General features: G+C 58.8%; 21 protein-coding genes, 1 pseudogene and 1 riboswitch. Of the genes and pseudogenes, 9 read left to right on the forward strand and 13 right to left on the reverse strand.

The features are described from left to right. Positions 1-4: 4 nt before the first annotated feature. Both gltS and ACR3ES_RS15550 read right to left on the reverse strand, forming a co-directional pair. Entirely contained in the window at positions 5-1,219 is a 1,215-nt protein-coding gene (gene gltS, locus ACR3ES_RS15545) for a sodium/glutamate symporter (RefSeq protein ID WP_170429825.1), read from the reverse strand. Between the two features lie 7 nt (positions 1,220-1,226). Next, a complete protein-coding gene (locus tag ACR3ES_RS15550) occupies positions 1,227-1,751 on the reverse strand; it encodes a DUF6446 family protein (protein WP_170429823.1) in 525 nt (174 codons plus the stop codon). Positions 1,752-1,842: 91 nt separating this feature from the next. Between ACR3ES_RS15550 and ACR3ES_RS15555 the strand changes: the two genes are divergently transcribed. Then, positions 1,843-2,475, forward strand: coding sequence for a MarC family protein (locus ACR3ES_RS15555; protein ID WP_170429820.1), 633 nt, complete (start codon positions 1,843-1,845; stop codon positions 2,473-2,475). An 8-nt stretch (positions 2,476-2,483) separates the two neighbouring features. On the opposite strand, the gene ACR3ES_RS15560 is transcribed toward ACR3ES_RS15555, so the two are convergent. After that, entirely contained in the window at positions 2,484-3,413 is a 930-nt protein-coding gene (locus ACR3ES_RS15560) for a glycine--tRNA ligase subunit alpha (protein ID WP_170429817.1), read from the reverse strand. Between the two features lie 207 nt (positions 3,414-3,620). Here ACR3ES_RS15560 and ACR3ES_RS15565 point away from each other — a divergent pair, with 207 nt between their 5' ends. Beyond that, on the forward strand, positions 3,621-5,360 hold the full coding sequence (locus ACR3ES_RS15565; protein WP_170429814.1) for a serine protease: 1,740 nt from the start codon (positions 3,621-3,623) through the stop codon (positions 5,358-5,360). Positions 5,361-5,414: 54 nt separating this feature from the next. Here ACR3ES_RS15565 and ACR3ES_RS15570 read toward each other — a convergent pair whose 3' ends face one another. The 5 genes from ACR3ES_RS15570 to metZ all read right to left on the reverse strand — a co-directional run bounded on the left by ACR3ES_RS15570 (position 5,415) and on the right by metZ (position 12,132). Beyond that, on the reverse strand, positions 5,415-6,989 hold the full coding sequence (locus tag ACR3ES_RS15570; protein ID WP_170429799.1) for a thiamine pyrophosphate-binding protein: 1,575 nt from the start codon (positions 6,987-6,989) through the stop codon (positions 5,415-5,417). After that, the gene (locus ACR3ES_RS15575; RefSeq protein WP_170429796.1) at positions 6,989-8,437 is read right to left on the reverse strand and encodes a TrkH family potassium uptake protein; all 1,449 of its coding nucleotides are present in this window, start codon (positions 8,435-8,437) and stop codon (positions 6,989-6,991) included. Before ACR3ES_RS15575 ends, ACR3ES_RS15570 begins: the two co-directional genes overlap by 1 nt. Positions 8,438-8,489: 52 nt before the next feature. Beyond that, positions 8,490-9,230, reverse strand: coding sequence for a hypothetical protein (locus ACR3ES_RS15580; RefSeq protein WP_480423832.1), 741 nt, complete (start codon positions 9,228-9,230; stop codon positions 8,490-8,492). A gap of 283 nt (positions 9,231-9,513) precedes the next feature. Then, the gene (gene folE2, locus ACR3ES_RS15585; RefSeq protein ID WP_170429791.1) at positions 9,514-10,617 is read right to left on the reverse strand and encodes a GTP cyclohydrolase FolE2; all 1,104 of its coding nucleotides are present in this window, start codon (positions 10,615-10,617) and stop codon (positions 9,514-9,516) included. A gap of 324 nt (positions 10,618-10,941) precedes the next feature. Next, the gene (gene metZ / locus ACR3ES_RS15590) at positions 10,942-12,132 is read right to left on the reverse strand and encodes an O-succinylhomoserine sulfhydrylase (protein ID WP_170429789.1); all 1,191 of its coding nucleotides are present in this window, start codon (positions 12,130-12,132) and stop codon (positions 10,942-10,944) included. 62 nt (positions 12,133-12,194) lie between these two features. After that, a riboswitch (SAM riboswitch) is annotated at positions 12,195-12,272 on the reverse strand. A gap of 136 nt (positions 12,273-12,408) precedes the next feature. Here metZ and ACR3ES_RS15595 point away from each other — a divergent pair. Continuing rightward, positions 12,409-13,344, forward strand: a complete 936-nt coding sequence (locus ACR3ES_RS15595) for an alpha/beta fold hydrolase (protein ID WP_170429786.1) — start codon at positions 12,409-12,411, stop codon at positions 13,342-13,344. A 23-nt stretch (positions 13,345-13,367) separates the two neighbouring features. Beyond that, complete coding sequence (locus tag ACR3ES_RS15600; protein ID WP_170429783.1) at positions 13,368-14,057, forward strand: glutathione S-transferase N-terminal domain-containing protein; 690 nt, start codon at positions 13,368-13,370, stop codon at positions 14,055-14,057. A gap of 185 nt (positions 14,058-14,242) precedes the next feature. Here the strand turns inward: ACR3ES_RS15600 and ACR3ES_RS15605 are convergent, their stop codons facing one another. Further along, positions 14,243-14,821, reverse strand: a complete 579-nt coding sequence (locus tag ACR3ES_RS15605; RefSeq protein WP_170429781.1) for a TetR/AcrR family transcriptional regulator — start codon at positions 14,819-14,821, stop codon at positions 14,243-14,245. A 50-nt stretch (positions 14,822-14,871) separates the two neighbouring features. On the opposite strand from ACR3ES_RS15605, the gene ACR3ES_RS15610 reads away from it, so the two are divergent. Continuing rightward, entirely contained in the window at positions 14,872-15,108 is a 237-nt protein-coding gene (locus ACR3ES_RS15610) for a hypothetical protein (protein WP_480581772.1), read from the forward strand. A gap of 151 nt (positions 15,109-15,259) precedes the next feature. On the opposite strand, the pseudogene ACR3ES_RS15615 reads toward ACR3ES_RS15610, so the two are convergent. Both ACR3ES_RS15615 and ACR3ES_RS15620 read right to left on the reverse strand, forming a co-directional pair. Beyond that, positions 15,260-16,643, reverse strand: a pseudogene (locus ACR3ES_RS15615) (IS1182 family transposase). Between the two features lie 92 nt (positions 16,644-16,735). Next, positions 16,736-17,107 carry an OB-fold nucleic acid binding domain-containing protein gene (locus ACR3ES_RS15620; RefSeq protein ID WP_170435657.1) on the reverse strand — a complete coding sequence of 124 codons (372 nt, stop codon included), beginning with the start codon at positions 17,105-17,107 and terminating at the stop codon, positions 16,736-16,738. 127 nt (positions 17,108-17,234) lie between these two features. Between ACR3ES_RS15620 and ACR3ES_RS15625 the strand changes: the two genes are divergently transcribed. Genes ACR3ES_RS15625 through ACR3ES_RS15635 form a run of 3 tightly spaced genes read left to right on the forward strand, consistent with a single transcriptional unit; the run spans position 17,235 to position 18,843 of the window. Further along, positions 17,235-17,558 carry a 2Fe-2S iron-sulfur cluster-binding protein gene (locus ACR3ES_RS15625; RefSeq protein ID WP_170435655.1) on the forward strand — a complete coding sequence of 108 codons (324 nt, stop codon included), beginning with the start codon at positions 17,235-17,237 and terminating at the stop codon, positions 17,556-17,558. Beyond that, the gene (locus tag ACR3ES_RS15630) at positions 17,558-18,349 is read left to right on the forward strand and encodes an FG-GAP repeat domain-containing protein (protein WP_170435653.1); all 792 of its coding nucleotides are present in this window, start codon (positions 17,558-17,560) and stop codon (positions 18,347-18,349) included. The genes ACR3ES_RS15625 and ACR3ES_RS15630 overlap by 1 nt, the downstream gene beginning before the upstream one ends. After that, on the forward strand, positions 18,337-18,843 hold the full coding sequence (locus tag ACR3ES_RS15635; RefSeq protein WP_170435652.1) for a GIY-YIG nuclease family protein: 507 nt from the start codon (positions 18,337-18,339) through the stop codon (positions 18,841-18,843). The genes ACR3ES_RS15630 and ACR3ES_RS15635 overlap by 13 nt, the downstream gene beginning before the upstream one ends. A gap of 87 nt (positions 18,844-18,930) precedes the next feature. Here ACR3ES_RS15635 and purD read toward each other — a convergent pair whose 3' ends face one another. Next, complete coding sequence (gene purD, locus ACR3ES_RS15640) at positions 18,931-20,193, reverse strand: phosphoribosylamine--glycine ligase (RefSeq protein WP_480423837.1); 1,263 nt, start codon at positions 20,191-20,193, stop codon at positions 18,931-18,933. A 74-nt stretch (positions 20,194-20,267) separates the two neighbouring features. On the opposite strand from purD, the gene xseA reads away from it, so the two are divergent. Continuing rightward, entirely contained in the window at positions 20,268-21,755 is a 1,488-nt protein-coding gene (gene xseA / locus ACR3ES_RS15645) for an exodeoxyribonuclease VII large subunit (protein ID WP_170435646.1), read from the forward strand. On the opposite strand, the gene ACR3ES_RS15650 is transcribed toward xseA, so the two are convergent. Next, entirely contained in the window at positions 21,756-22,151 is a 396-nt protein-coding gene (locus ACR3ES_RS15650; RefSeq protein WP_480423839.1) for a hypothetical protein, read from the reverse strand. Between the last annotated feature and the right edge of the window lie 154 nt (positions 22,152-22,305).

The raw sequence follows: 22,305 nt of genomic DNA on the forward strand, positions 1-22,305 counted from the left end.
GTCCTTAGAAATTGACAATCGTCTGGATGACGATGGCATTGGCGATATCCACAAAGAAAGCGGATACAAGGGGGAGCACGATAAAGGCAATAGGCGACGGGCCGTATCGCTTGGTCACGGCTGTCATATTGGCAATTGCGGTGGGTGTTGCCCCCAAGGCAAAGCCGCCGAACCCGGCGGCCAGCACGGCAGCGCGGTAGTTTCCGCCCATGATCGGAAACAGGACCCAGATCACGAAACTGACGGCAAACAAGGTCTGAGCCGACATGATCACAACAATGGCCAGCCCCAATTCGGCAATCGTCCACAGCTGCAGGCTCATCAGAGACATGGCCAGAAACGCACCCAGCGAAAATTCGGAAATCAGGGCCAGCGACGGCGTGCGCGCGACGGGCTGGGCCCGCGGGGCCAGATAAGACCGCAGATTGGCAATCACGATGCCCATGATGAGACACGGCACGAACAGCGGCAGTTTCAGACCGGCTGCGGCGATACTCTCGCTCAGCATATACCCGGTTATGATCGCTAGATTCAGATAGAGCAAAACCCGCATGACCGTCAGGTGATCGATCCGCGCGGTCTTTTCGTCGGCGTCGTCCGGCAGACCGATGGTGTGTTCTTCGTCCGGCCGGGCTGGCGTCAGACCGCGCCCCTCGACCAGAAGGCGCGCGATCGGTCCGCCGACCAGCGCGGCAAGAACGAGACCCAGCGTGGCAACGGCCACGCCCAGTTCCGTTGCGCCCGTTAGGCCGGTGACCTCGGCCACCTCGGGTGACCAGGCGATGGCCGTCCCGTGCCCACCGATCAGGGCGGCAGAGCCAAACAAAACACCCGCCTGCGCCGGATAGCCAAAAGCCACCGCGCCCGCAGCGCCGATCACGTTCTGAAAGACAATCGTTGCCAACGTCAAAAGCAGAAGAAAAAGCAGAGGCTTACCGCCTGCAATCAAATCGGACACCCGTGCGTTCAGGCCGATACCAGCGAAGAAGACAACCAGCAGAAAATCCCGGGTGTTCAAGTCAAAAGACAGCTCGAGACCAAACAGCAGATACATCGCCAGCACCACCAGCGAGGCCAGCAATCCGCCGGTGACAGGTTCGGGAATATTAAACTGGCGCAGGGCCGCGACCCGCGCATTGACCTCGGCGCCGAACAGATACACCGCAAATCCCAGGGTGGCCGTCAGGAAGTCCGGGATCTCAAAAACCTGATCGACCATGCGTGCCTCAGCTTTCCGGTCTGCGCGGACATTCCTCGCCCACGATGGTGCCATCATAGGCCTTTTCGCCACAATTATTCAGCACATGCCAAGCAAACCCCCGTCCGTCCTGGGTGACGGCGACAATGCGATCCACCCCGAAATGCACGTTCTTGATGCCCATGAATGCCTCTGCCTCGCCTGATTTCAACGCATCGGCCAGTGTTTCCGCGTCATAACAGTCAAACCATCCCGGTGCCGTGAGGGGCGTTGCCTCGTCTACCGGGCGGTATGTTTGTCGCAACTCGTCCAGTGTCAGGTCGGTTTCAAAACAGGCCCGGTACCGGATTGGAGAACTGTCCGCATCAATCGCCTGAAACGCAGTATACGGGATCGAAACGGGTACATCCGCATCTTCCGCCAACAAGACCACATCCTGTCCGGGATGCGTTTCGACCTCGTAGTAGTACCCATAAACCTGCAGGTAATACATGCCCGCGCCGGCCAGAATGCCGGACAGGATCAGAATGAATGCAACGACTTTTCCAGTCATCTTTTGGCTTTTCCTTCTACGCCGCCTCTTTCAAGTGCATCAAAAATAGGACAGGTTCCATTGCGGAACAGTCAGATCCGAGGCGTTTTGAATGGACACGACCCTTACCGTAGGATTCTTTGGTGCGCTTTTTGCGATTATGAACCCGGTGACCAACCTGCCGGTGTTCCTGAGCGTGACACAAAGCCTCCCGGCTGCGGATCAAAGGAAAATTGCGGTCAAGACGGCCTTGTACTGCCTTGTCCTTGGCGGTGCTTTCGCATCCGTCGGAAGTCAGGCACTGGGGTTGTTTGGAATCACGGTTGACCATCTGCGTGTGGCCGGTGGCCTTGTGGTGATGATGATCGGGCTCAACATGCTCAACGGCAGCGAAAGCAGTTCGCATCACGGAACCGAGGGTGAAAAACAGTCTTACCCGGCACCGGAAACCGTGGCGTTTTATCCGCTGGCGTTTCCAATCCTGGTGGGTCCCGGAACGATAACCACGTTGATCCTGTATGCTCATCACGTCAAAAGACCCATGGAAGCCATTTATTTTACAGGCGTTTTCGTGGGAGTTGTGCTGCTGCTGTTGGTCACGTTCTGGAACGCGGCGTGGCTGGCTGAACGGTTGTCCGACAATGCACGTGTGATCATGAGCCGGTTTATGGGCATGATCTTGTCGGCCATCGCAATCAGCATGATCGCCGACGGTCTCAAGGCGTTGTTGCCGGGGCTGGCCTGACGGTCTCATCAGGCTGTTTGTCCGGCGGCCTCGGTCTGAACAAACGCATCGGCGCACTGCTTGGCCAGCGCCCGCACCCGACCAATATAGGCCTGTCGTTCCGTCACCGAGATCACGCCGCGGGCGTCCAGCAGGTTGAAGATGTGGCTGGCCTTGATGCACTGATCATAGGCGGGGTGCGCCATGATGATACGTTTGCCGGTTTTCGGATCGTCATGCTCCTGCGCCAGAATCGTGGCACATTCGGCCTCGGCCTCTTCGAACTGACGCAGCAAAACCTCGGTATTGGCCACGTCAAAGTTCCAGCGGGCATATTCCTCTTCGGTCTGCTTGAAGATGTCGCCATAGGTGAGCGGGCTGGGCGATTGCGGATCGTTGAAGGGCATATCCATCACATGGTCGATGCCAAGAACATACATGGCCAGGCGTTCCAGCCCATAGGTCAATTCCCCGGATACTGGCGCGCAGTCATGCCCGCCGACCTGTTGGAAATAGGTGAACTGGCTGACCTCCATCCCGTCGCACCAGACCTCCCATCCCAGGCCCCAGGCACCCAGCGTGGGGCTTTCCCAGTCATCCTCGACAAACCGGATGTCGTGCAGGTCCATGTCGATGCCGATGGCCTCAAGAGAACCTAAATACAACTCTTGCAGATCGGGAGGGCTCGGTTTGATCAGCACTTGATATTGATAATAATGCTGGAGCCGGTTCGGGTTCTCGCCATATCGCCCATCGGTCGGGCGGCGCGAGGGCTGAACGTACGCGGCGGCCCAAGCCTTGCCCCCCAAAGCGCGCAGGGTGGTCGCCGGGTGAAACGTCCCTGCCCCGACCTCCATGTCATAGGGTTGCAGAATGGCACAGCCTTTCGACGCCCAATAGGTCTGAAGACGCAGGATAATTTCCTGAAAAGAACGCGGTGCGCTGGACTGTTCGGTCATGACATTCCCTTTGGGCGCGGCAAGCGCCCGGTTCCGGTCGGTTTTGCCCTTCCTATGCAAGGGGCCATGGGGCGTCAACGGGCCAGTGGCTCAACGCTGTAACTGCACGGCCACACCGGAAATTCCCCGTATTCCAAGCATGGCATTCGCTGTCTGAAATCGCGTACTGTGCGCCCAAGCACCAACACTGCATAAAACGGGCAGAATATGACACGCGTATTTACAGCAATTCTATTGTTTCTTTTGTTCGGCCTGCGCGCCGCAACTGCTCAGCAAGACCAAGGCGTCTGGGTTCAGGTCGAGGCGCAGCCCTCGCTGCGGGCAGCGCAGGACCGCGCTCAGGCCTATGCCAACTCACTGCCGGACGTGAACGGGTTCCGGCTGAACAGCGGATGGTACGCGATTGTCATCGGTCCCTACCTGCGCAGCGACGCCGAACAGGTTTTGCGGGTTTACCGGGCGGAAGGGCAGGTCCCAGCAGACAGTTTCATCACCTTTTCCAGCGGTCTGGGTCAGCAATTCTGGCCCATCGGCGCAAACATACTCAACCGGGGTGTGATTGCGCCACCTGTCGAACCCCAGCCGCAAGAGGAACAGCCTCTGGCCGAGGTGGCACCACGGGCTGCCGATGAGTCCCGCTCCGAAGCCTTGCAAAACGAACGTTTGCTGAGCGCGCAGGAACGCAAGGACCTGCAGACCGCATTGCAGGCCGCTGGGTTCTATAACTCGACGATCGACGGTGCCTTTGGTCAGGGCACGCGCCGGTCCATGGGCGAATGGCAACGTTTTAACGGCTATGAGCCAACCGGCGTTCTGACCACCTTGCAGCGCAAAGCCCTGATGGACGACTACAACGCACCTCTGATCAGCGCCGGGATGCAGCCCTACACCGACGACAAGGCTGGTATCGCTATGGATATGCCGCTGGGCGTTGTCGCATTTGACCGCTACGAAGCGCCGTTTGTGCACTTCAATGGCTCCGCCGATCAGGGTGCACAAGCTTTGCTGATCAGCCAGGAGGGCAGCAAAGCAACCCTGCGGGCACTTTTTGAAGTGATGCAGTCGCTGGAAATTGTGCCGCTGGACGGCCCACGTGAACTGCGCGGCGATCGCTTCACCCTTGAAGGGCGCGGCAACGGCATCGTTTCATACACGCAGGCGGAATTGGATGGCGAACGGATCAAAGGCTTTACGCTGGTCTGGCCCGAAAACGACGAGGCCCGCCGGGCCCGCGTTCTGGCGGCTATGAAAAACAGCTTCTCTACCACCGATGCCGTGCTTGACGCAACCGCCGGAGCGGATGCCGAGCAGAGGATTGACCTCGTGTCCGGCCTGCAGGTGCGCAAACCCCGTCTGTCGCGATCCGGTTTTTTCGCAGATGAAAGCGGCGCGGTCCTGACCGTGTCCGAAGCGGCGGACAGTTGCACGCGCGTCACTCTGGACGGCGATCAGGAAGTTCAGGTGGCATGGACCGATGCGGATCTGGGTATCTCGGTCCTGCGTCCAAGCCAGACGCTGGCGCCTATGAGCGTGGCGGCATTCAGCGCGGATCAACCCCGGATACAGTCCGAAGTGGCCGTGTCCGGATTTTCGTATCAAGGCGTATTGGGGGCTCCGACGCTGACCTATGGGCAAATCGCGGATATCCGGGGCCTGAATGGTGAAAGGGGCGTGAAACGCCTTGCCCTGAATGCTCAACCCGGCGACGCCGGCGGGCCCGTCTTCGATGACAGCGGCAATGTTGTCGGCATGCTGCTGCCCGCGCCGTCAGATGGCCGCACTCTGCCCGCCTCTGTCAGCCTGGCCGCCACGGTGGATCGTCTGACGGATATCCTGACCAAGGCGGGCGTCACAGGTCAGCCGGGGCAGGAAACGGCGCAAATCTCGCCTAATGAGTTGAATCGCCGCGCGAGCGGTATGACCGTACTTGTGCACTGCTGGGACTGACCCATCGCCGAGCCTTGATTAAGCGCCGCACAGCGAGGCGGCGCTTTTTTATGCCTAGAGAATGTCCGGTGTTACATGGATCACCGTTGGAAGCGGCGCGTCGAAGGCCGCCTTCACCGCTGACTGTGTCTCTTCTAGATTGGTTGGCGCGGCTGACAAGGCGCCAAACGCCTCGGCCAGTTTACAGAAATCGGGATTGCCAGCCACGACAGCGTTCGGGGCAATCTGACGGCGCACCATACTGTCTTCGATCTCTTTGAGTTTCCCATTATCCCAAAGAATGATCGGCAACGACAGGCCCAGTTCGACTGCGACACCCAACTCCTGCATGGTGTAGTGAAACCCGTAGTCTCCCGCGATCACGGCAGTGGGTTTGCCGCGCCGCGCAACTGCGCCACCAATCCCGGCCGGTAAAGCATATCCCAGCGTGCCAAACCCGGTCGGATGGTGCCAGTGATACGGAAAGGCCATATCCCACACCTCATTCGCGACATAGGCGATCTGGGTCATGTCGGAATAGATCATCGCGTCCGCCGGGATGGCGCTGCGCAACGCATCGATAACCGGCACAATACCAGGGTGGTCCGCATCCACTTCGGCTCGCCATCTGGCGCGGGCACCGGCAACCTCCTCAATCGTCCAACCTTTTGCCGGCTTGGCGTTTTCCGTGGCCACCCAGAGGGCTTTGGCAAAGCTCTCGCCGTCAGCCTGCAGTTTCACCGCAGCACGGTGATGATCCGACAAAACCTCAGGATCCAGATCGACCCGGACCAGATTGGCGGTATGCCCCAGTTGGCTGCGCCACAAATCAACCTCGGCCAGTTCTGTCCCGACCGCAACCACCAGATCTGCCGAGGCGATCACGTCAGCGCTGCCCGGTCGTGCCAGCATGGACCCGAAGTCCAGATCGTAGCCAAGACCCGCCATGCCTCGCCCCGCGTAGGTCGTGAAACACGCTGCCCCCAGTTGGGTCAGGATTTGCCGCCAGGCATTGGATTTGCATCCGCCGCCCAGAATGAACAGAGGCCTGCGGGCAATATTCAGCATCGACACAACTGGCGCGACGTCAGATGGCAGAACCGGAGTGCGCAGAGCCGCCTGATTGGGAAACGGTGCCGGGTCGGCGTCGGCCTGCAGTTGCGCAATCGGCACCTGTATGTGTTTGGGACGCGGGCGTGACAGTTCGAATTCCTCAAAGGCCCGCTCGACCAAACCATAAGCCGCTTCGGCCGTTTCCGCCTGACTGGACCAGTCCGCCACCGTCGCGGCGGCCGCACGCTGATCCTTCATTTGATGCAGTTGCCCGCGAAACGCCTGCGTTTCATCGAGGCAGGATGACAGAACCAGCATCGGCACCGAGTCACTGTAGGCCTGTCCCATCGGGGTCATGATATTGCACAAACCCGGCCCCGTGATCACATAGGCCACCCCCGGTTTGCCCGTCGCCCGCGCATACCCGTCGGCCATGAACCCGGCGCCCTGCTCGTGCCGGGCCAGAACATGCGTGATCCCGGCCTCTTCGATGCCCCTGTACATTTCTTGATTGTGCACACCGGGGATGCCGAAAATCACGTCTACGCCCCGGTCCCTGAGCATGTGCGAGATTTGCGCACCAAGGGGTCTTTTCATCAGTCTCTCCAGAATTGGACGGTAAAGATCGCATAGACGGCCAACAGCTCCAGACGCCCGACCAGCATTCCGATTGACAACAGCCATTTCGCAGTGTCGTTCAGCCCGGCAAAGTTGCCCGCAGGACCAATGTGATCGCCCAGACCCGGCCCCACATTGGCCAGCGCCGTCGCCGCCCCCGAAACCGATGTGATAAAATCCAGCCCGGTCAGCGCAAGGGCCCAAGCCAAAATTCCCATCGACAATACGAAGAACATAAAAAAGCTCATCACCGAGGTCAGAACGTCCCGCCCCACCGGGCGGCCATCATAGCGCGGCATGAACACCCCGTTTGGAGAGCGAATGCGCCGAATCTGCGTTTTGATCGATGCAAACAGCAGCTGATAGCGGAACACCTTGATCGAACAGGTGGTCGAGCCGGCGCAGCCCCCAATAAGGCCGATTAGGAAAAACAGCATGACCGGAAAGCTGCCCCAGGTCATGTAATCCACGCTGGCGTATCCGGTACCGGATATGATCGATGTGATGTTGAACAAAGACTCGCGAAAGGCCTGTTCCCAGTGATGCGGGAAGACGGATGTCAGAAAAACCGACATGATTGCGACAAGCACGAGGATGGTCGCCAGAAAGGCCCGAATCTGGCTGTCCTGCCACAGTGAGGTTGTGTGGCCATTGGCCAGTTGCACGTAGCGCACAAAAGGCAAGGCCGCGAGTATCATGAAGACCGATGCGGCATATTCGACCGGGCCCTGAAAGGTCGAAAACGACGCGTCGTAGTTGGAAAAACCACCCGTCGCGATTGTCGTCATGGAATGCACGAGCGCATCAAAAAAGCTCATCCCCAGACCTGCATAAACCAGGCAGCAGACCAGGGTCAGAAACACGTAGATCAGAGAAATCTGCCCGGCGATTTCCTGTGCGCGCGGAAGGATTTTCCCCATGGTTTCAAACCCTTCCGACCGGAAGATCTGCATCCCGCCAACACGCAATTCAGGCAGGAACACCATCGCGACCACGATGATGCCGATCCCGCCCAGCCATTGCAGAATGCCGCGCCACAGCAACAAGCCCCTGGGCAGGTCATCCAGACCGGTCAGAACGGTCGAGCCTGTGGTTGTCAGACCCGACATCGCTTCGAAGTAGGCGTCGACAAAGCGCAGTTCGGACTCGCCGAACAAAAAGGGGACAGCCCCAAAAATCGGCAGCGCCACCCAGACGCCGGACGTCAGAAGAAAGGTCTGACGGATGGTCAAACCTTGACCTACACCGTTTGCGCAGCTCAACGCCAGCACGGTGCCCGTCAAAACCGTCAGGATCGCACTTTCGAGAAAGACGTGCCATTCACCCCGGCCTTCGATCAGGTCCGCAGCCATTGGCAGCAGCATGGTCGCGCCCAGAATGGCGACCAGCAAGCCAATCACATATCCGACCGGGCGAAGATCCATCATGACGGGCAGCGTTGGCGCGGCAACCCGACCGTGTCAAGCGGATGATCCGGGTTTACTCTTCGGTTTTTACCATCGCGTCGGGCATCGCAGGCGGTTTGGAAGGCGCGCGCGTCCGGCGAGGCTGTGGGACCAATGTTTCAGCCGCAGGTGCAGGTTGCGCCTCTTGGGCCTTGGGCGTCGCTTTGACAGCCGCTGGCTGACCTGTCTGTGTTGCCGGTCTTGGCTTTGCAGCAGCCGGTTTGGGTGCCGACGTCGGTTTCGCCTTTGCCACCGAGGGTTTTGGTGCAGCGGCCTTTGCCGTGGCCGGCTTTCCGGTGGATTTGGGTGTTGCCGCCTTGGCAGGCTTCGCCGCCGGTTTGGCTGTGACAGGTTCCGATTTGACTTTGGTCACCGTGGCGGGCTTGGCTTCTGCTTTTTCCGGTGCTGGCTTGGCGGCCGCTCGTGGTTTGGCCGTGAATTCCGCAGTGGGCGCTTTGGCCGCAGGCGACACCCGTTTGGCGTTGGTTTTCACTTTAGCGGGTGCCGCTTTGGCGGCCACAGGCTTAGCGCGTTTCTTGGCAGGCGTCGCAGGCTTTGGCGCGGCAGCGCGTTTTGCAACCGGCGTGGCGGATGGGTTCGCGCTTGCCTGGACGGGGGCCGACGATGTCGCATACAACGCATTGACCGGAGCCATAGGCAATTCGATTGCGGAGCGGGCCATGATTTGCATAATTTTCATCTGGTTCACCATCGCATAGCCAGCGATACGGAACGCGGCGGCCTGAAGCTCGAGCGGTTGGGTAATCGGGTTCATTACATGTCTCTCCTGTAAATGCGATGCAGACTCAAAACGGGATATGTATCGCCCTGCCCGCTGACGGATCGGGCTGGATGTTAAAATTCTGCAATCCAAGGCGTCGCACGACTCGGCGTCCTTCCTGGGCGGTATACCATCATGCGTGCAGGCGACCGGGGCTGCACTCAGCCTCACGATATCGCAAAAGGCATCGCATATGCAGCAATTTTTGCTGCAATGCGGCGAAAAAGCGCTGATTTGGTATTTTTACAACTCAGCCGACAATCCGGCTGAGTATGGTTCACCCGACATGAAACAGGGTCGTGAACAGGCGCGGATCCAAGCTCGTGGCCTCAAAGGTCGGGCCCTCGGTCAGGATCGATACGGCATCATGGCTGTGCAAGCTTTCCTGATGACTGGCGATCACACGGAAGTCGCCCACGTGATGATCGGCCAGCAGTTCCGCGCAGAACAGCCGCGCCGCATCCTCTACAAAAATCGGATTGGCCGCGTTCAACTCGGCAAACGCCTGTTCATCCTCGCGTTTGACCATCACCTGCGTTTCCGTCGGCACGGCACGGCGGCACAAGGCGATCAGGTCCTCAAACCACAGGCAATCGGCGTCACAATCCACAACAACCGATATACGCGCCACCGAACGCTGCGAATGCGGCGTCGCAAGCTGTCCACGCATCGAGCGGGCGTGTTCGCTGAGTTCCAGCGAGCACGGACATGTCGACGAGTACACATAGTCCAGATGCATGATCTTCTGGCGAACGCCGTTTTGTTCGACCAGTTCCAACGCGATGTCGTAGTACTGATAGCCCTCAAGACCCGAGCGCAGGCTTTGCACCTTGTCGGGGTAGGAAAAGCGCATCTGGATACGGGCGTCGAAACTGTCCAGATCGGCCATATAATCGCTCAGCGCGGCTTCAATCACCTCAAAGCTAAAGGTACGCTCGGCATGCTTGTAAAAAGACCGCATGATGCGGGACATGTTGATGCCTTTCTTTTCGGCATCAAGACTGACCGTACCGGTCACCGAGGTTTCCAGCGTCAGGTCATCGCCGTCTTTGCGATGGAACCGGATCGGCAGGCGGAAGTTTGAGATACCCACATGCTGAATCTGCTGCTTGGCCCCCCGGATCAGGCTCGACGGACCGTTCTGAAGATCAGGCAGCGATGCCCTATAAGCGGCATCTACGTTGAATTCTTCAGGATAGTCGCGGGACAGCGACGGGTAGTTCACCGGCGCGAGCCCGGGCACCAGACGTGCGACCGCCGGGTCCAGCTGGCTGATCTCGGAGGCAGACGCCGATTGCGCCCAATCCCTCAGCGTCTTGAGAGCGGCAGCAGCTTTTTCACGGTCAGGGGTGTCGTCAATGTCGCGTGGGTGAACGTTCATTGGCTGGGGTTCCTTGGTTGGACGTCGATAAATATAAACGACTGCAGGTCATAATCCAGTCTAGACCTATACGCGGACCATAGCGGTCCGGATCGAAAAAGGCAGGCCAAAACCGTCATTTTTCAATGGAATACGGCTCGTCAATCGCAAAAGACGCTGTTCAACGGCTGCATGCCATCGTCCGACCGAACCTGCGATAGCACGTCGGGCAGCATCCTATTGGCATACGACTGAGCCGAAACTACCGGTTAGAAAACGGCAATACCCGGCCAATGTCGGAACCTCTGGGACAACCGGAATGAAATACCGCCGGCGTTCCTGCGGTCACCGCTGCAAGGCGTCCAACGCCTGCTGTAAATCGGCAAGCAGATCGTCCGCATCTTCCAGACCGACCGACAAACGGATAAGTCCGGGCGTTATGCCCAATTCGTCCTTCTGATCATCACTGAGGCGCTGGTGCGTTGTCGTCGCGGGGTGGGTGGCGATAGACTTGGCGTCACCGAGATTGTTTGAGATCACCGGAATTGTCATTGCGTTCAGAAAAGCAAACGCCGCGTCCTGTCCACCTCTGATATCCAGTGACAGAACCGTACCCCCTTTCCCACCGAGCTGTGAGCGAACCAAATCATGCTGCGCATGTGTTTTCAGACCGGGATACAATGTCCGCTCCAGTGCCGGATGCCCGTTCAGGGCCTCGGCAATGATCTGCGCCGTCTCGGTCTGGGCATTGACCCGTAACGCTATCGTTTCCAGCCCCTTAAGCATAATCCACGCATTAAAAGGACTCAGCGCTCCGCCCGTGTGCTTGAGATAGGGTTCCACCGTTCCACGGATAAAATCCCGTGTGCCGATGATGACCCCGCCCAGCGCGCGTCCCTGCCCGTCGATATGTTTGGTCGCCGAATAGACAACGACATCTGCCCCCTGCTCGATGGCCCGCGAAAACACTGGGGTCGAGAACACATTATCGACAATGACAACCGCACCGACCGCGTGCGCCAACCTGGCCACGGCAGCGATGTCGATCACCTCAAGCGTCGGGTTCGACATGGATTCAAAGAACACCGCCTTGGTGTCCGGCCGGATCGCGGCCTCCCACTGCTGCAGATCGGTGCCATCGACAAACGTCACTTCGACACCGTAGCGGGTTAGAATGGTCTCAAGAATATACAGACAAGACCCGAACAGCGCCTTGGCCGAAACCACGTGATCCCCGGCCTGCAACATCGAGGCCAATGCGCCGTTGACGGCCGCCATACCCGACGCTGTCGCAAATGCATCTTCGGCGCCCTCCAATGCCGCGATGCGCTGTTCGAACATCGACACCGTTGGATTGCCATAGCGGGCATAGATGAACTCATCCGGACCGCATTCCAGAAACCGCGCCTCAGCCTGTTCGGCCGTCTCGTAAACGAAACCCTGGGTCAGAAAGATCGCTTCGCTGACCTCGTTGTATTGGCTGCGGCGGATGCCGCCGTGGACAGCTTGGGTGCGCTTGTTCCAGCTCTTGCTCATGTCGTTCCTTTCGGCCTCAGGGATGAGGCAAACAAAAAACCCCAGACGCGGCCAAGCGAAAGGGGTCTTTCATCCTGACCTTTTAGCGGTGTTGTTTAGCGTGGCCCGCAATCCGGTAACAAATCGCCACGTGCTTGTGACGTTGCCCTTACGCCGCACTTGTAAACAGGTCAACCCCGACGGGTGCATCGTCACGGTTCTGTAACCGTCCGTTCATCGAAGCGTCATAGCGTTATGACAAAGCGGCACCACAACATCTTGTGTGAGGCACAGCCAATGCCAATAGTCAGGATCAACGCCCTTCACGGTCGCGCCGAACTTCACCGCAACCGCCGGCCGGTTTTCAGAGCCCTGCAGCAAACGCGTGACACCAAAGGCCCGGTCATCATCATGACCCATGGCTACAAGTACCGGCCCGATGCAAAAAATGCCTGTCCCCACCGCCATATCCTGTCCCTACAGCCGCAGACGACGCCGTGGTACAGCCCCAGTTGGCCCCAACAACTGGGCTTTGGCGCGGGGTTCGACGATGAAGGCTTGGCGATTGCTTTTGGCTGGGACGCACGCGGGCCGCTCTGGTCGGCGCATCGCCGAACTGTCTCTGCTGGGCAGGTTCTGGCCAGGGTCATAAACGATCTGCACCGTTTAAATCCGGATCGCCCGATCCACTTCATCGGACATTCAATGGGAACCGAATTGGCGTTGGAAGCGCTGCACCACGTGTCCCCCGGATCCCTAAACCGCATCATTTCGATGACCGGTGCCGCCTACCACACCCGAACGGTGCAGGCCCTGGCGACGCCGGCGGGCCAGACGGCCGAGTTCATCAACATCACCAGTCGCGAGAACGACCTGTTCGACCTTATGTTTGAATGGCTGATCCAACCGCCTGATAAAGGGGATCGAAGCATCGGAAACGGCCTTGAGGCCAAAAACGCCGTGACCCTACAGATCGACTGTGATGCAACGCTAGATCACCTGTCCAGCCTGATCTGTCCGGTGGCCGCCCCGCAACGCCGGGTCTGCCATTGGTCGAGCTATACCCGCCCCGGCGTGCTGCGAGTGTACAACGCGCTGCTGCGTAACCCCGAGCACCTGTGCCTGGCCACCTTGCGCCGCGGCCTGCCAGCCCAATCGAATGGCCGCTGGTCACGCCTTTTTGCGCTGCCCCGCCCGCAACAGCTCTTGCCGTTTGCTCAGAAAGCCTCATGATCGCCTCAACCTGAGGAGGCGTCATGATCGACCTGTATTTCTGGCCCACGCCCAACGGCTGGAAAGTATCCATCGCACTGGAAGAGATGGATCTGCCTTACACCACGCATCTGATCGATATCGGCAAGGGCGACCAGTTCGACGCCGCGTTTCTCAAGATTTCACCGAACAACCGGATGCCCGCAATTGTCGATCCGGACGGACCAGACGGTGCGCCGATCTCGGTCTTCGAGAGCGGCGCGATCCTGATATACCTGGCCCGCAAGACCGGACAGTTCTATGGCAAAACCGAACGCGACCGGATCGCGGTCGAGGAATGGCTGATGTGGCAAATGGGTGGCGTCGGTCCCATGGCCGGTCAGGCGCATCACTTTCTGAAATACGCCCCGCAACTGGAGCCGCCGCAGGACCTGCCCTACGCAAAAGACCGCTACCGGGCAGAAGTTGGACGTCTTTATGGTGTGCTAGACCGTCGGTTGGCCGAATACGAATATGTCGCCGGAGACTTCTATTCCATCGCTGACATGTCGATCTGGGGCTGGGCGAGCCTGTGGGAAGGCCAGCAACAAGCGTTGGAGGACAAACCCCACTTTGCCCGCTGGCTAGAAACCGTCAGCGCCCGCCCGGGCGTAAGGGCCGGCCGCGCGCTGCATGCCGAGTTACGCGGGGATCATCGAGACAAGCAGTCGCAGGGGGTTTTGTTTCGCCGTTGAGGCGTTTTACCGAATGGCTAATTTGAGCCCAAAATGACGAATGCTGTAATGCCCGCGAATGACCGCTTTCTTCTCGGCTCGCACTTAAATGCAGACTTAGCCGTGGCTCAGTTTGAGGCGGTCTGATGCGTCGGATTCGTGACCTCTCGATCTAGACCGGAGTTCATGCCTGTTCCGACCGCCGCCTAAGGCCTGCCTTCGACAAGCCTGGCGGCTAGTCGAGCAAGATTGCGAGGAGAGCGGTCGTCCAATGTATCGGTTGATATCCGCCCCTCGGTAGCAAGAGATGCAAGGCCGTGCACGACGCCCCATGCAACAAGCGTTCGCTCTTTCTGTTCGACGTCCGTTGCTGCTGGAAAAACTTCGTTTACGGTATCCCGAAGCATTTCGTAGGCCGCTCGGGACACATGGCGAAGCCTCTCGTCGTCTTCGACACGCGTGCCCGTGGCGAACATGAGCCGGTACAAACCGAGGTTTTCTGCCGCGAAGACCATATACGCCTCGGCCAATGCCGTTAGGCCGGGCGTGTCATGTTTGACTTTTTCCAGGTCCGATGCAAGGCGCTGGAACCCGCGCACTGCGAGGGCGGTCATCAGGTCAGATTTCGTACGGAAATGGGCGTGCGGTGCCGTGGCACTGACGCCGAGCCGAGCCGCGAGCGCCCGAATGCTGGGCACTGCGTCGGGGCTGCGCCGTAGATCGTCCTCGGCGGCGTCTAGCAAGGCGGCGCGCAGGTCCCCGTGGTGGTAGGCAACTTCATTCATGATATTCTCCAAACTAAGCATTGCAAAGTTAGCACTGCATAGTTACCTGGATGACAGTTCCAAAACGAAAGGTCAAACCCATGACAGCCACATCGCTTCGCACCTACTTGCGTTGGTTCCACATCATTGCTGGACTGACCATAGGCACATACCTCTATTCGCCTTGGTCAGCGAACACCGCATTTACTGCCTTGATCCTTTACGTCGTCACGCCCGCTCTCGTTCTAAGCGGCCTAGCCATGTGGAAGCAGGGGGTCATCATGCGTATTCTCCGACGCGGTGCCTGAGGTATTGATGTGCGGGGATTGATTTGCATTACCGCAAGCAGGCCTTCGTGCCCCGCGCAGCGAATGGCAGCGAAGTGTCGATTCTGTTGAAAAACAACGTGTTGCAGTCGCAGAATGGGGTGACCTGAGCACGGCACGAGCGCCTTTCTGGTCAGGCGTTTCGCGTTTGCTGCGGTGCGGGAAAGATTTTCGCCAATTTGCGGAGGTTCTGGGCGGTGGCGGCGAGGAGGAATTCGTCATTTGCGCCGCACGGTCCACGTAATCGGAGCCGTCCAAGGCCTAGGATGCGCTTGAGGTGGGCGAAGAGCATCTCAACTTTCTTTCTGAGCTTCATCGCAATCTGGTACTCTTCAGTTTTGGCCAGATCTCTGGCGACCTGGCGCGCATCTTCGTGCTCTTCGCGGGTGATTTTGCGTGCATCAGCGTTGGGGCAGCATCTTTGTTTGGACGGACATACCTGGCAGACTTCTTTCAAGGCGCGATAGCGGGCTGTGCCCTTGCCCGACGGCCCCCGGTTTGGATCAGAGTAATTCCGGCGGAACTGTTTAAGCGCGTGACCCTCTGGGCAGATATATTGATCATGCTCAGCGTCCCATTCGAAGTCTGTGCGTGTCCAGGTGCCGTCGGGGCGTCCGGCCTTGTCGATGACCGGGATGTAAGGATCGATCTTGCGATCCACGAGCCAGCCGAGCATCGGGCCTGAGCCGTAGGCGGTATCGGCGATCATCCAGTCGGGGACGAGGTCGAACTTGTCCTTCACCCGGTCCAGCATCGTCTTTGTCGACCCCACTTCGGCTTGCCGGATGGATCTGGTCGCTTCCACATCCACAATCACGCTGTGATCTGTATCAACGAGGTAGTTATCAGAGTAAGCAAAGAAGGCTGGTGCCTTGTGCGCCGCTGTCCATTGGCTGGCAGGGTCCGAATATGAAATGAACTTAGGCTTGACTGGCGAGGCAGCACCAAACGCGGCCTCATCCAGGGTTTCCAGATATTCCCGAACAGCGCGCGGTGCGGTCTTGGCATCGATCTGTGCAGCATCCCATTCTTCTTGTGACGCTGAATACTGCTTGGTCGCTTCTGCCTCAATCAAGCTGGCATCAATCGCCATACGCTGGCCGCTGACCAAACCTTCTGCGATGCACCGCGCCACTGTCGTTTCGAACACGTGCCGCAAGAGTTCACTCGCGGAACCGACCATGGCGGTTCTTGGAAAAGGTAGAGTGATCCGGCACTCGATCAGTCAGATCGAGGCGACAGAACCAGCGATACGCAAGGTTCAGGTGCACTTCTTCGCACAACCGCCGTTCCGACCGGATGCCAAAGCAATAGCCCACCAGCAGCATGCGGATCAGCAACTCGGGATCGACGGAAGGGCGACCAGTATGACTGTAAAAATCCGCCAAATGATTGCGGATACTACTCAGGTCAACAAATCGATCAATCGACCGCAGCAGATGATTGTCCGGGACATGTTCCTCCAGGGAGAACTCATAGAACAGCTCAGCCTGAGTTTCCTGTTTTGGTCCCATCATCATCCAAACTCCCATTCAATAAGAGAATTGAATCAGCCAGATGGCCTTCGATCAAGACAGAGTTTTTCAACAGAATATGTCCGCGAGCCGACCTACCCCTCGCCCCTTACCAGCAAATCCAGCATGCCCGAGATGTCCTCGATCTCTTCGGCAATCACATGGGTCACCGAATGCGCGCGCTGCATCCGGCCGGTGACGCGCAACAGCCGCCCCGAAATCACCGCGCGGCGGAAGCGTTCGTAAATCTTGCGCCAGACCACCACGTTCACGATGCCAGTCTCATCTTCAAGGGTGATGAATATAACCCCTTTGGCTGTCCCCGGCCTCTGCCGCAGGATTACCAGACCTGCGACTGCCACGCGGGCATTGTCTGGCGGATCGTCCAGCCGGTTGGCGGGCAGGCAGGCGGGTGGACGCGGCCAGTCACTGCCATGGGCAGCGGGGCGAACAGAGGCAACAAGCATGGGAACAAAAATAGAACAAATACAGGTAAAGTCCAGAGGCGGCCCACCGGGTCGCAAATGAGGGTGGAAAGACCTAAATGCCTTGACTAAGGAAGAATTCGAACATCGCAAAAGGAAGACGCACGCAATGGCAAAGATCACCTATGTCGAGCATGGCGGTACCGAACACACAGTCGACGTCGCCAACGGCCTGACTGTCATGGAAGGGGCCCGTGACAACAACATCCCCGGCATCGAAGCCGATTGTGGAGGGGCCTGCGCCTGTTCGACCTGCCATGTCTACATCCACCCTGACTGGGTCGAAAGAATCCCGGCCAAGGACGACATGGAAGAGGACATGCTGGATTTTGCCTATGAGCCCGATCCGGCCCGCTCGCGCCTGACCTGCCAGATCAAGGTCACCGACGATCTGGACGGGCTGGTCGTGCAGATGCCGGAAAAACAAATCTGATGGTGTCCAAAGCGCCGCGTCCCACCGCGTGCCTGTGGCACCACCGGGCCCGCGGCGCGCGGCTGCTGTTGTGCTTTTGGCTGGCCGGGGCCGTGCCGGCAGCCATGGCTGACACCATTACGTCGGCCCGTTTCAGCGAACCCACCACGCGCTATGCGCATGGCATTCTTGGGGACAACATCGAATACGGCGCGCTGGAACTTAGGGTCAGTCGCTCATCTCCCGGCAATTCAGACGGTCCATCAGCTGCTGCACACTCCGTCCTGACGGTCCGCCTGCCCATAGACCGCGTTTTTGAAGATCTTGCACCCCGATTGGTCGACCTGGACCTGGACGGGTCACCCGAAGTTATTGTCGTCGAGGCTCAGAAAGACACCGGCGCTCAGTTGGCCGTATATGACGCGTCAGGACAGAAGATTGCTGCCACCCCGCATATCGGAACCCGCTTCCGCTGGCTTGCTCCGGTCGGAGCAGCGGATCTGGATGGGGACGGGCATATTGAAATCGCCTATATCGACCGTCCTCACCTGGCCAAAACCCTAAGGATCTGGCGGTTCAAGGACGGGGCACTCAACGAAATCGCCACCGTGCCCGGCCTGACCAATCATCGGATCGGCGAGGATTTCATCACGGGCGGCATTCGGACATGCGGATCGGGCCCTGACCTCGTCGTTGCCAGCGCCGACTGGCAAGAAACAATCAGCGTGCGCTACGATAAAAACTGGACAAAAACACGATTGAACTCGTTCTCACCGACCAATATGAAAAATGCGATAGAATGCAAAAACTAGCAAACGAAACTGACGCCGGTAAACGCTCTCTCTCACGTGAAAACGCAGCCGCAACTGCAAAATTATTCGGCTTTGTTGAGTTTGCGACCTTAAGCCTCAGGGCAGATGGATTGTTGGATATGACAATCACATGTCCGGAAACAGCGTCTACTGACCGTGCGTTGTACTTTTGGGCAATCAATGATGAAATCATGCGCGTTGGATCAAGTAAGAGCACATTACTTAGTCGGACGAAACAGACCGTCGGCTGGTTAAATGGCTTCCTGAACGGCACCGCAAGACGTAAATCCGCGGAGCAGAGAGCAAAACAACTGGCAGACGCAAAAAATTGGCAAAGGTTTATCGGGTCCTCGCCAACAAAAACCGCAATTTGTTTTGGTAGACGAGGTTCAATGGTGCAGACGCCAATGGGTAAGATAAATTCATACCTTTCCGAAGAGAATTGGCTGATTGAGCGCCTGCAACCGCCCCTAAATAGAAGCAAGTTCCGGTAAGATCACGAACCTTGGTCTCGTTCCATTGGATAGTGGAGCATTCTCATCATCCAGGCAGGGGCAGCAGCCTGTCGCCAAAAGCTGCCGTCAGAGCGCCCTCCAGCCGATATCGCGCCGATAGAACCCATCCGGCCATTCGATCCCGTCGACCATGGCATAGGTCCGGTCACGCGCCTCCTGCAGGGTCTCCCCCCGCGCCGTCACATTTAGGACCCGCCCGCCCGCAGCCGTGATCTGGCCATTCACCGACTTGGTGCCCGCGTGAAACACCATGTTGCTGCTGTCTTCCGGCGCGTTCTCCAAACCATTGATCCGCGTCCCTTTTTCATACGATCCAGGATAGCCGTTGGCGGCCATCACCACAGTCATCGCGTGATCATCCGCCCAATTCACCTGCGTCTCGGCCAGCCGCCCTTCAGCAGCCGCATGCATGAGATCCATGACCTGCGCGCCGAGCCGCATCATCAGAACCTGACATTCCGGATCGCCAAATCGCACGTTGTATTCCACCAGTCGCGGCTGGCCGTTCTTGATCATGAGACCTGCGTACAGGACACCCTGAAACGGCATCCCCCGCCGCTTCATCTCGGCGATGGTCGGGCGCACGATCTGTTCCATCGCGCGCGCCTCAACCTCGGCATTCAGTACAGGTGCCGGGGAATAAGCGCCCATGCCGCCGGTATTCAGCCCGGTGTCGCCCTCGCCGACGCGCTTGTGGTCCTGTGCTGTTCCGATGGACAGGATGTCCTCGCCATCACACAGGACAAACAGGGAAGCCTCTTCACCTTCCATGAATTCCTCGATCACGACCTCCGCCCCGGCGCCACCAAAAGCGCCCCCAAACATATCGTCAATCGCCTCCAGCGCCGTCTGTTCGTCCATTGCAACGATCACACCTTTGCCGGCTGCCAGACCGTCGGCCTTCACCACAATCGGCGCGCCCTGTTCGCGGATGTAGGATTTGGCGGGCTCGGCCTCGGAAAACCGGGCATAAGCCGCCGTCGGTGCGCCCGACGCGTCGCAGATTTCTTTTGTAAAGCTCTTTGACGCCTCCAGCTGCGCGGCCTCGGCCGAGGGACCGAAAACCAGAACCCCGGCTTCGCGCAGGCGATCCGCAACACCAGCGGCCAAAGGGGCTTCGGGGCCGACGATCACAAAATCAATCGCGTTTTCTTCGGCAAAACTGACAACGGCGCCACCATTCTCGATATCCAGCGCGGCGCAATCCGCGATCTGGGCAATCCCGGCATTGCCCGGTGCGACGATCAGACGGTCACATTTGAGGTTCTGCAGGACCGCCCAGGCCAGGCTGTGCTCGCGTCCGCCGCTGCCGAGAATAAGGATATTCATGAAACGCTCCGATCTGCTTGGCCTTGCCGTCCGCGCGTTCTAAGCTGGGCGGGCATTTGACACAAGGCGCTGAAATGACCGACCTGCTCGACGACCCCATTCCCGGTCAAAACACCCCCGAATACACCGTTTCGGACATCTCGGGTGAGGTGAAGCGGACACTCGAGGGCGCCTTCGGACGAATTCGCGTGCGCGGAGAAGTGGGTCGCGTGTTCAAGGCGCGGTCCGGACACCTGTATTATGACATCAAGGATGACCGGAACGTGCTGGCCTGCACCACGTGGAAGGGCCAGATATCAGGATTGTCGGTTGTCCCCGAGGAAGGGTTGGAGGTCGTTGTTACCGGTCGCCTGACGGCTTTTGGGGCACAATCAAAGTACAATTTGAACGTTGATGAGGTCGCCGTTGCGGGACAAGGTGCGCTGATGGCGCTGCTGGAAAAGCGCAAAAAACAGCTTGAGGCCGAAGGGCTGTTTGCGACCGAGCGCAAAAAACCCCTGCCCTACTTGCCGCAGGTCATCGGCGTTGTCACTTCGCCCTCCGGTGCGGTGATCCGGGACATCCTGCATCGTTTGCGGGATCGCTTTCCCCGCAAGGTTTTGATTTGGCCTGTCGCGGTGCAGGGATCAAACTGCGCGCCCGAGGTTACAAACGCCATCAAAGGGTTCAACCAGTTCACTTCCGGCGGCGCCCTGCCCCGACCCGACCTGATCATCGTCGCGCGGGGCGGCGGGTCGATTGAGGACCTTTGGGGCTTTAACGAAGAAAGCGTTGCGCGGGCTGCTGCTGCCTCTGAGATTCCGCTGATCTCGGCTGTGGGCCACGAGACAGACACAACCCTGATTGACTTTGTCTCCGACCGCCGCGCACCGACACCCACCGCTGCCGCTGAATTGGCTGTGCCAGTGCGCATGGAACTGCTCGCCTGGACCGGTGAACAGGGCGCACGCCTGTCGCGGGCCGCCACCGACGGCGTGCAGAGACGCTCCCAACGGCTGCGTGATCTGTCGCGCGCGTTGCCGCGGGCCGAAACGCTGTTGGACAGCCCGCGCCAACGGTTGGATCAGATCTCGGAACGGCTGCCAAACGCATTGATCCGGGGTGTTCAGACCCGTCGTGTGCGGTTGCTGGATATGTCGGCACATCTGCGCCCGTCAACGCTGCGCGGAGTGGTCGAAACACGCCGCGACCGTTGGCGCAACCTGACGTCCCGCCTGTCGCTCCGCTCGATCCAGCGCGAACTTGATGCACGGCGCGAGACGCTGGACCGCCTGACCGACCGGTTCAACACTGCTCAGGCCACGCGACTGGATCGGCTACGCCAGCAACTTGAAAGCGCCGACCGCTTGCACGAAACGCTCAGTTACCGGGCGACCCTGGACAGGGGCTATGCAGTTGTCCGCGCCGGCGATCAGGTCCTGACCCGCAAGGCGGATGCAGAAAAACACAGCGCTCTCGAGATCGAATTCGCAGATGGCAAACTCAGCACCGGTGCCGGCGGTGCCGACAAGGCGAAGAAACCGCCAAAACCACCCCCGGCCGATCAGGGATCCCTGTTCTGATCAAACCCCGACATCCGGCCCGTAGCAGATCATTTCCTCACCCAGATCTTCGGCTTCATAGAGTTCCGTGGCCTGCGGATCGCCTTCGAATTGCGCAATCAACCCGCCGCCCGAGCGGGTAAAGACCCAGCATTGCGGGTCCAACCGGTCTTCGTAAACAAAACAAATCTGCTCTTCGCGCTGATACCAGATGCCTTCCTTGCAATCGCCGTCCAGAAACGACCAGATAACCCGGCGATTGGGCAGGTAGCGTTCGACCCCGTAGATCTGGCCTTCGAAGCCATAAAACAGGGTTTTGCCCCGCGTATAGTCATCGAATTCCGTGGCAGACAGTGGCGGCTGCGCGGCGGCGGCCTGCGCCGAAAAGGTCAAGAGAATCATCAGATGTCTGAGCATGGCCGCATTCTGTCAGATGCCGGGTGCATCTTCCATGCAACCTTTGGCATGCGGCGGGTGCGATTTGCGTAACTCGACGTCACGGCTTGTGTCATCGATGCTGCCAGAGTGACATAACCGGAACCAGACGATCAGCCCGACTTATAGGGGAAAA

Source organism: Ruegeria sp. B1, from assembly GCF_056535885.1.

Excerpts from the sequence above, each read along its gene's own strand:
- gltS (WP_170429825.1), bottom strand. The coding sequence starts at position 1,219 with ATGGTCGATCAGGTTTTTGAGATCCCGGACTTCCTGACGGCCACCCTG.
- ACR3ES_RS15550 (WP_170429823.1), bottom strand. The coding sequence starts at position 1,751 with ATGACTGGAAAAGTCGTTGCATTCATTCTGATCCTGTCCGGCATTCTG.
- ACR3ES_RS15555 (WP_170429820.1), top strand. The coding sequence starts at position 1,843 with ATGGACACGACCCTTACCGTAGGATTCTTTGGTGCGCTTTTTGCGATT.
- ACR3ES_RS15560 (WP_170429817.1), bottom strand. The coding sequence starts at position 3,413 with ATGACCGAACAGTCCAGCGCACCGCGTTCTTTTCAGGAAATTATCCTG.
- ACR3ES_RS15565 (WP_170429814.1), top strand. The coding sequence starts at position 3,621 with ATGACACGCGTATTTACAGCAATTCTATTGTTTCTTTTGTTCGGCCTG.
- ACR3ES_RS15570 (WP_170429799.1), bottom strand. The coding sequence starts at position 6,989 with ATGAAAAGACCCCTTGGTGCGCAAATCTCGCACATGCTCAGGGACCGG.
- ACR3ES_RS15575 (WP_170429796.1), bottom strand. The coding sequence starts at position 8,437 with ATGATGGATCTTCGCCCGGTCGGATATGTGATTGGCTTGCTGGTCGCC.
- ACR3ES_RS15580 (WP_480423832.1), bottom strand. The coding sequence starts at position 9,230 with ATGAACCCGATTACCCAACCGCTCGAGCTTCAGGCCGCCGCGTTCCGT.
- folE2 (WP_170429791.1), bottom strand. The coding sequence starts at position 10,617 with ATGAACGTTCACCCACGCGACATTGACGACACCCCTGACCGTGAAAAA.
- metZ (WP_170429789.1), bottom strand. The coding sequence starts at position 12,132 with ATGAGCAAGAGCTGGAACAAGCGCACCCAAGCTGTCCACGGCGGCATC.
- ACR3ES_RS15595 (WP_170429786.1), top strand. The coding sequence starts at position 12,409 with ATGCCAATAGTCAGGATCAACGCCCTTCACGGTCGCGCCGAACTTCAC.
- ACR3ES_RS15600 (WP_170429783.1), top strand. The coding sequence starts at position 13,368 with ATGATCGACCTGTATTTCTGGCCCACGCCCAACGGCTGGAAAGTATCC.
- ACR3ES_RS15605 (WP_170429781.1), bottom strand. The coding sequence starts at position 14,821 with ATGAATGAAGTTGCCTACCACCACGGGGACCTGCGCGCCGCCTTGCTA.
- ACR3ES_RS15610 (WP_480581772.1), top strand. The coding sequence starts at position 14,872 with ATGACAGTTCCAAAACGAAAGGTCAAACCCATGACAGCCACATCGCTT.
- ACR3ES_RS15620 (WP_170435657.1), bottom strand. The coding sequence starts at position 17,107 with ATGCTTGTTGCCTCTGTTCGCCCCGCTGCCCATGGCAGTGACTGGCCG.
- ACR3ES_RS15625 (WP_170435655.1), top strand. The coding sequence starts at position 17,235 with ATGGCAAAGATCACCTATGTCGAGCATGGCGGTACCGAACACACAGTC.
- ACR3ES_RS15630 (WP_170435653.1), top strand. The coding sequence starts at position 17,558 with ATGGTGTCCAAAGCGCCGCGTCCCACCGCGTGCCTGTGGCACCACCGG.
- ACR3ES_RS15635 (WP_170435652.1), top strand. The coding sequence starts at position 18,337 with ATGCAAAAACTAGCAAACGAAACTGACGCCGGTAAACGCTCTCTCTCA.
- purD (WP_480423837.1), bottom strand. The coding sequence starts at position 20,193 with ATGAATATCCTTATTCTCGGCAGCGGCGGACGCGAGCACAGCCTGGCC.
- xseA (WP_170435646.1), top strand. The coding sequence starts at position 20,268 with ATGACCGACCTGCTCGACGACCCCATTCCCGGTCAAAACACCCCCGAA.
- ACR3ES_RS15650 (WP_480423839.1), bottom strand. The coding sequence starts at position 22,151 with ATGCTCAGACATCTGATGATTCTCTTGACCTTTTCGGCGCAGGCCGCC.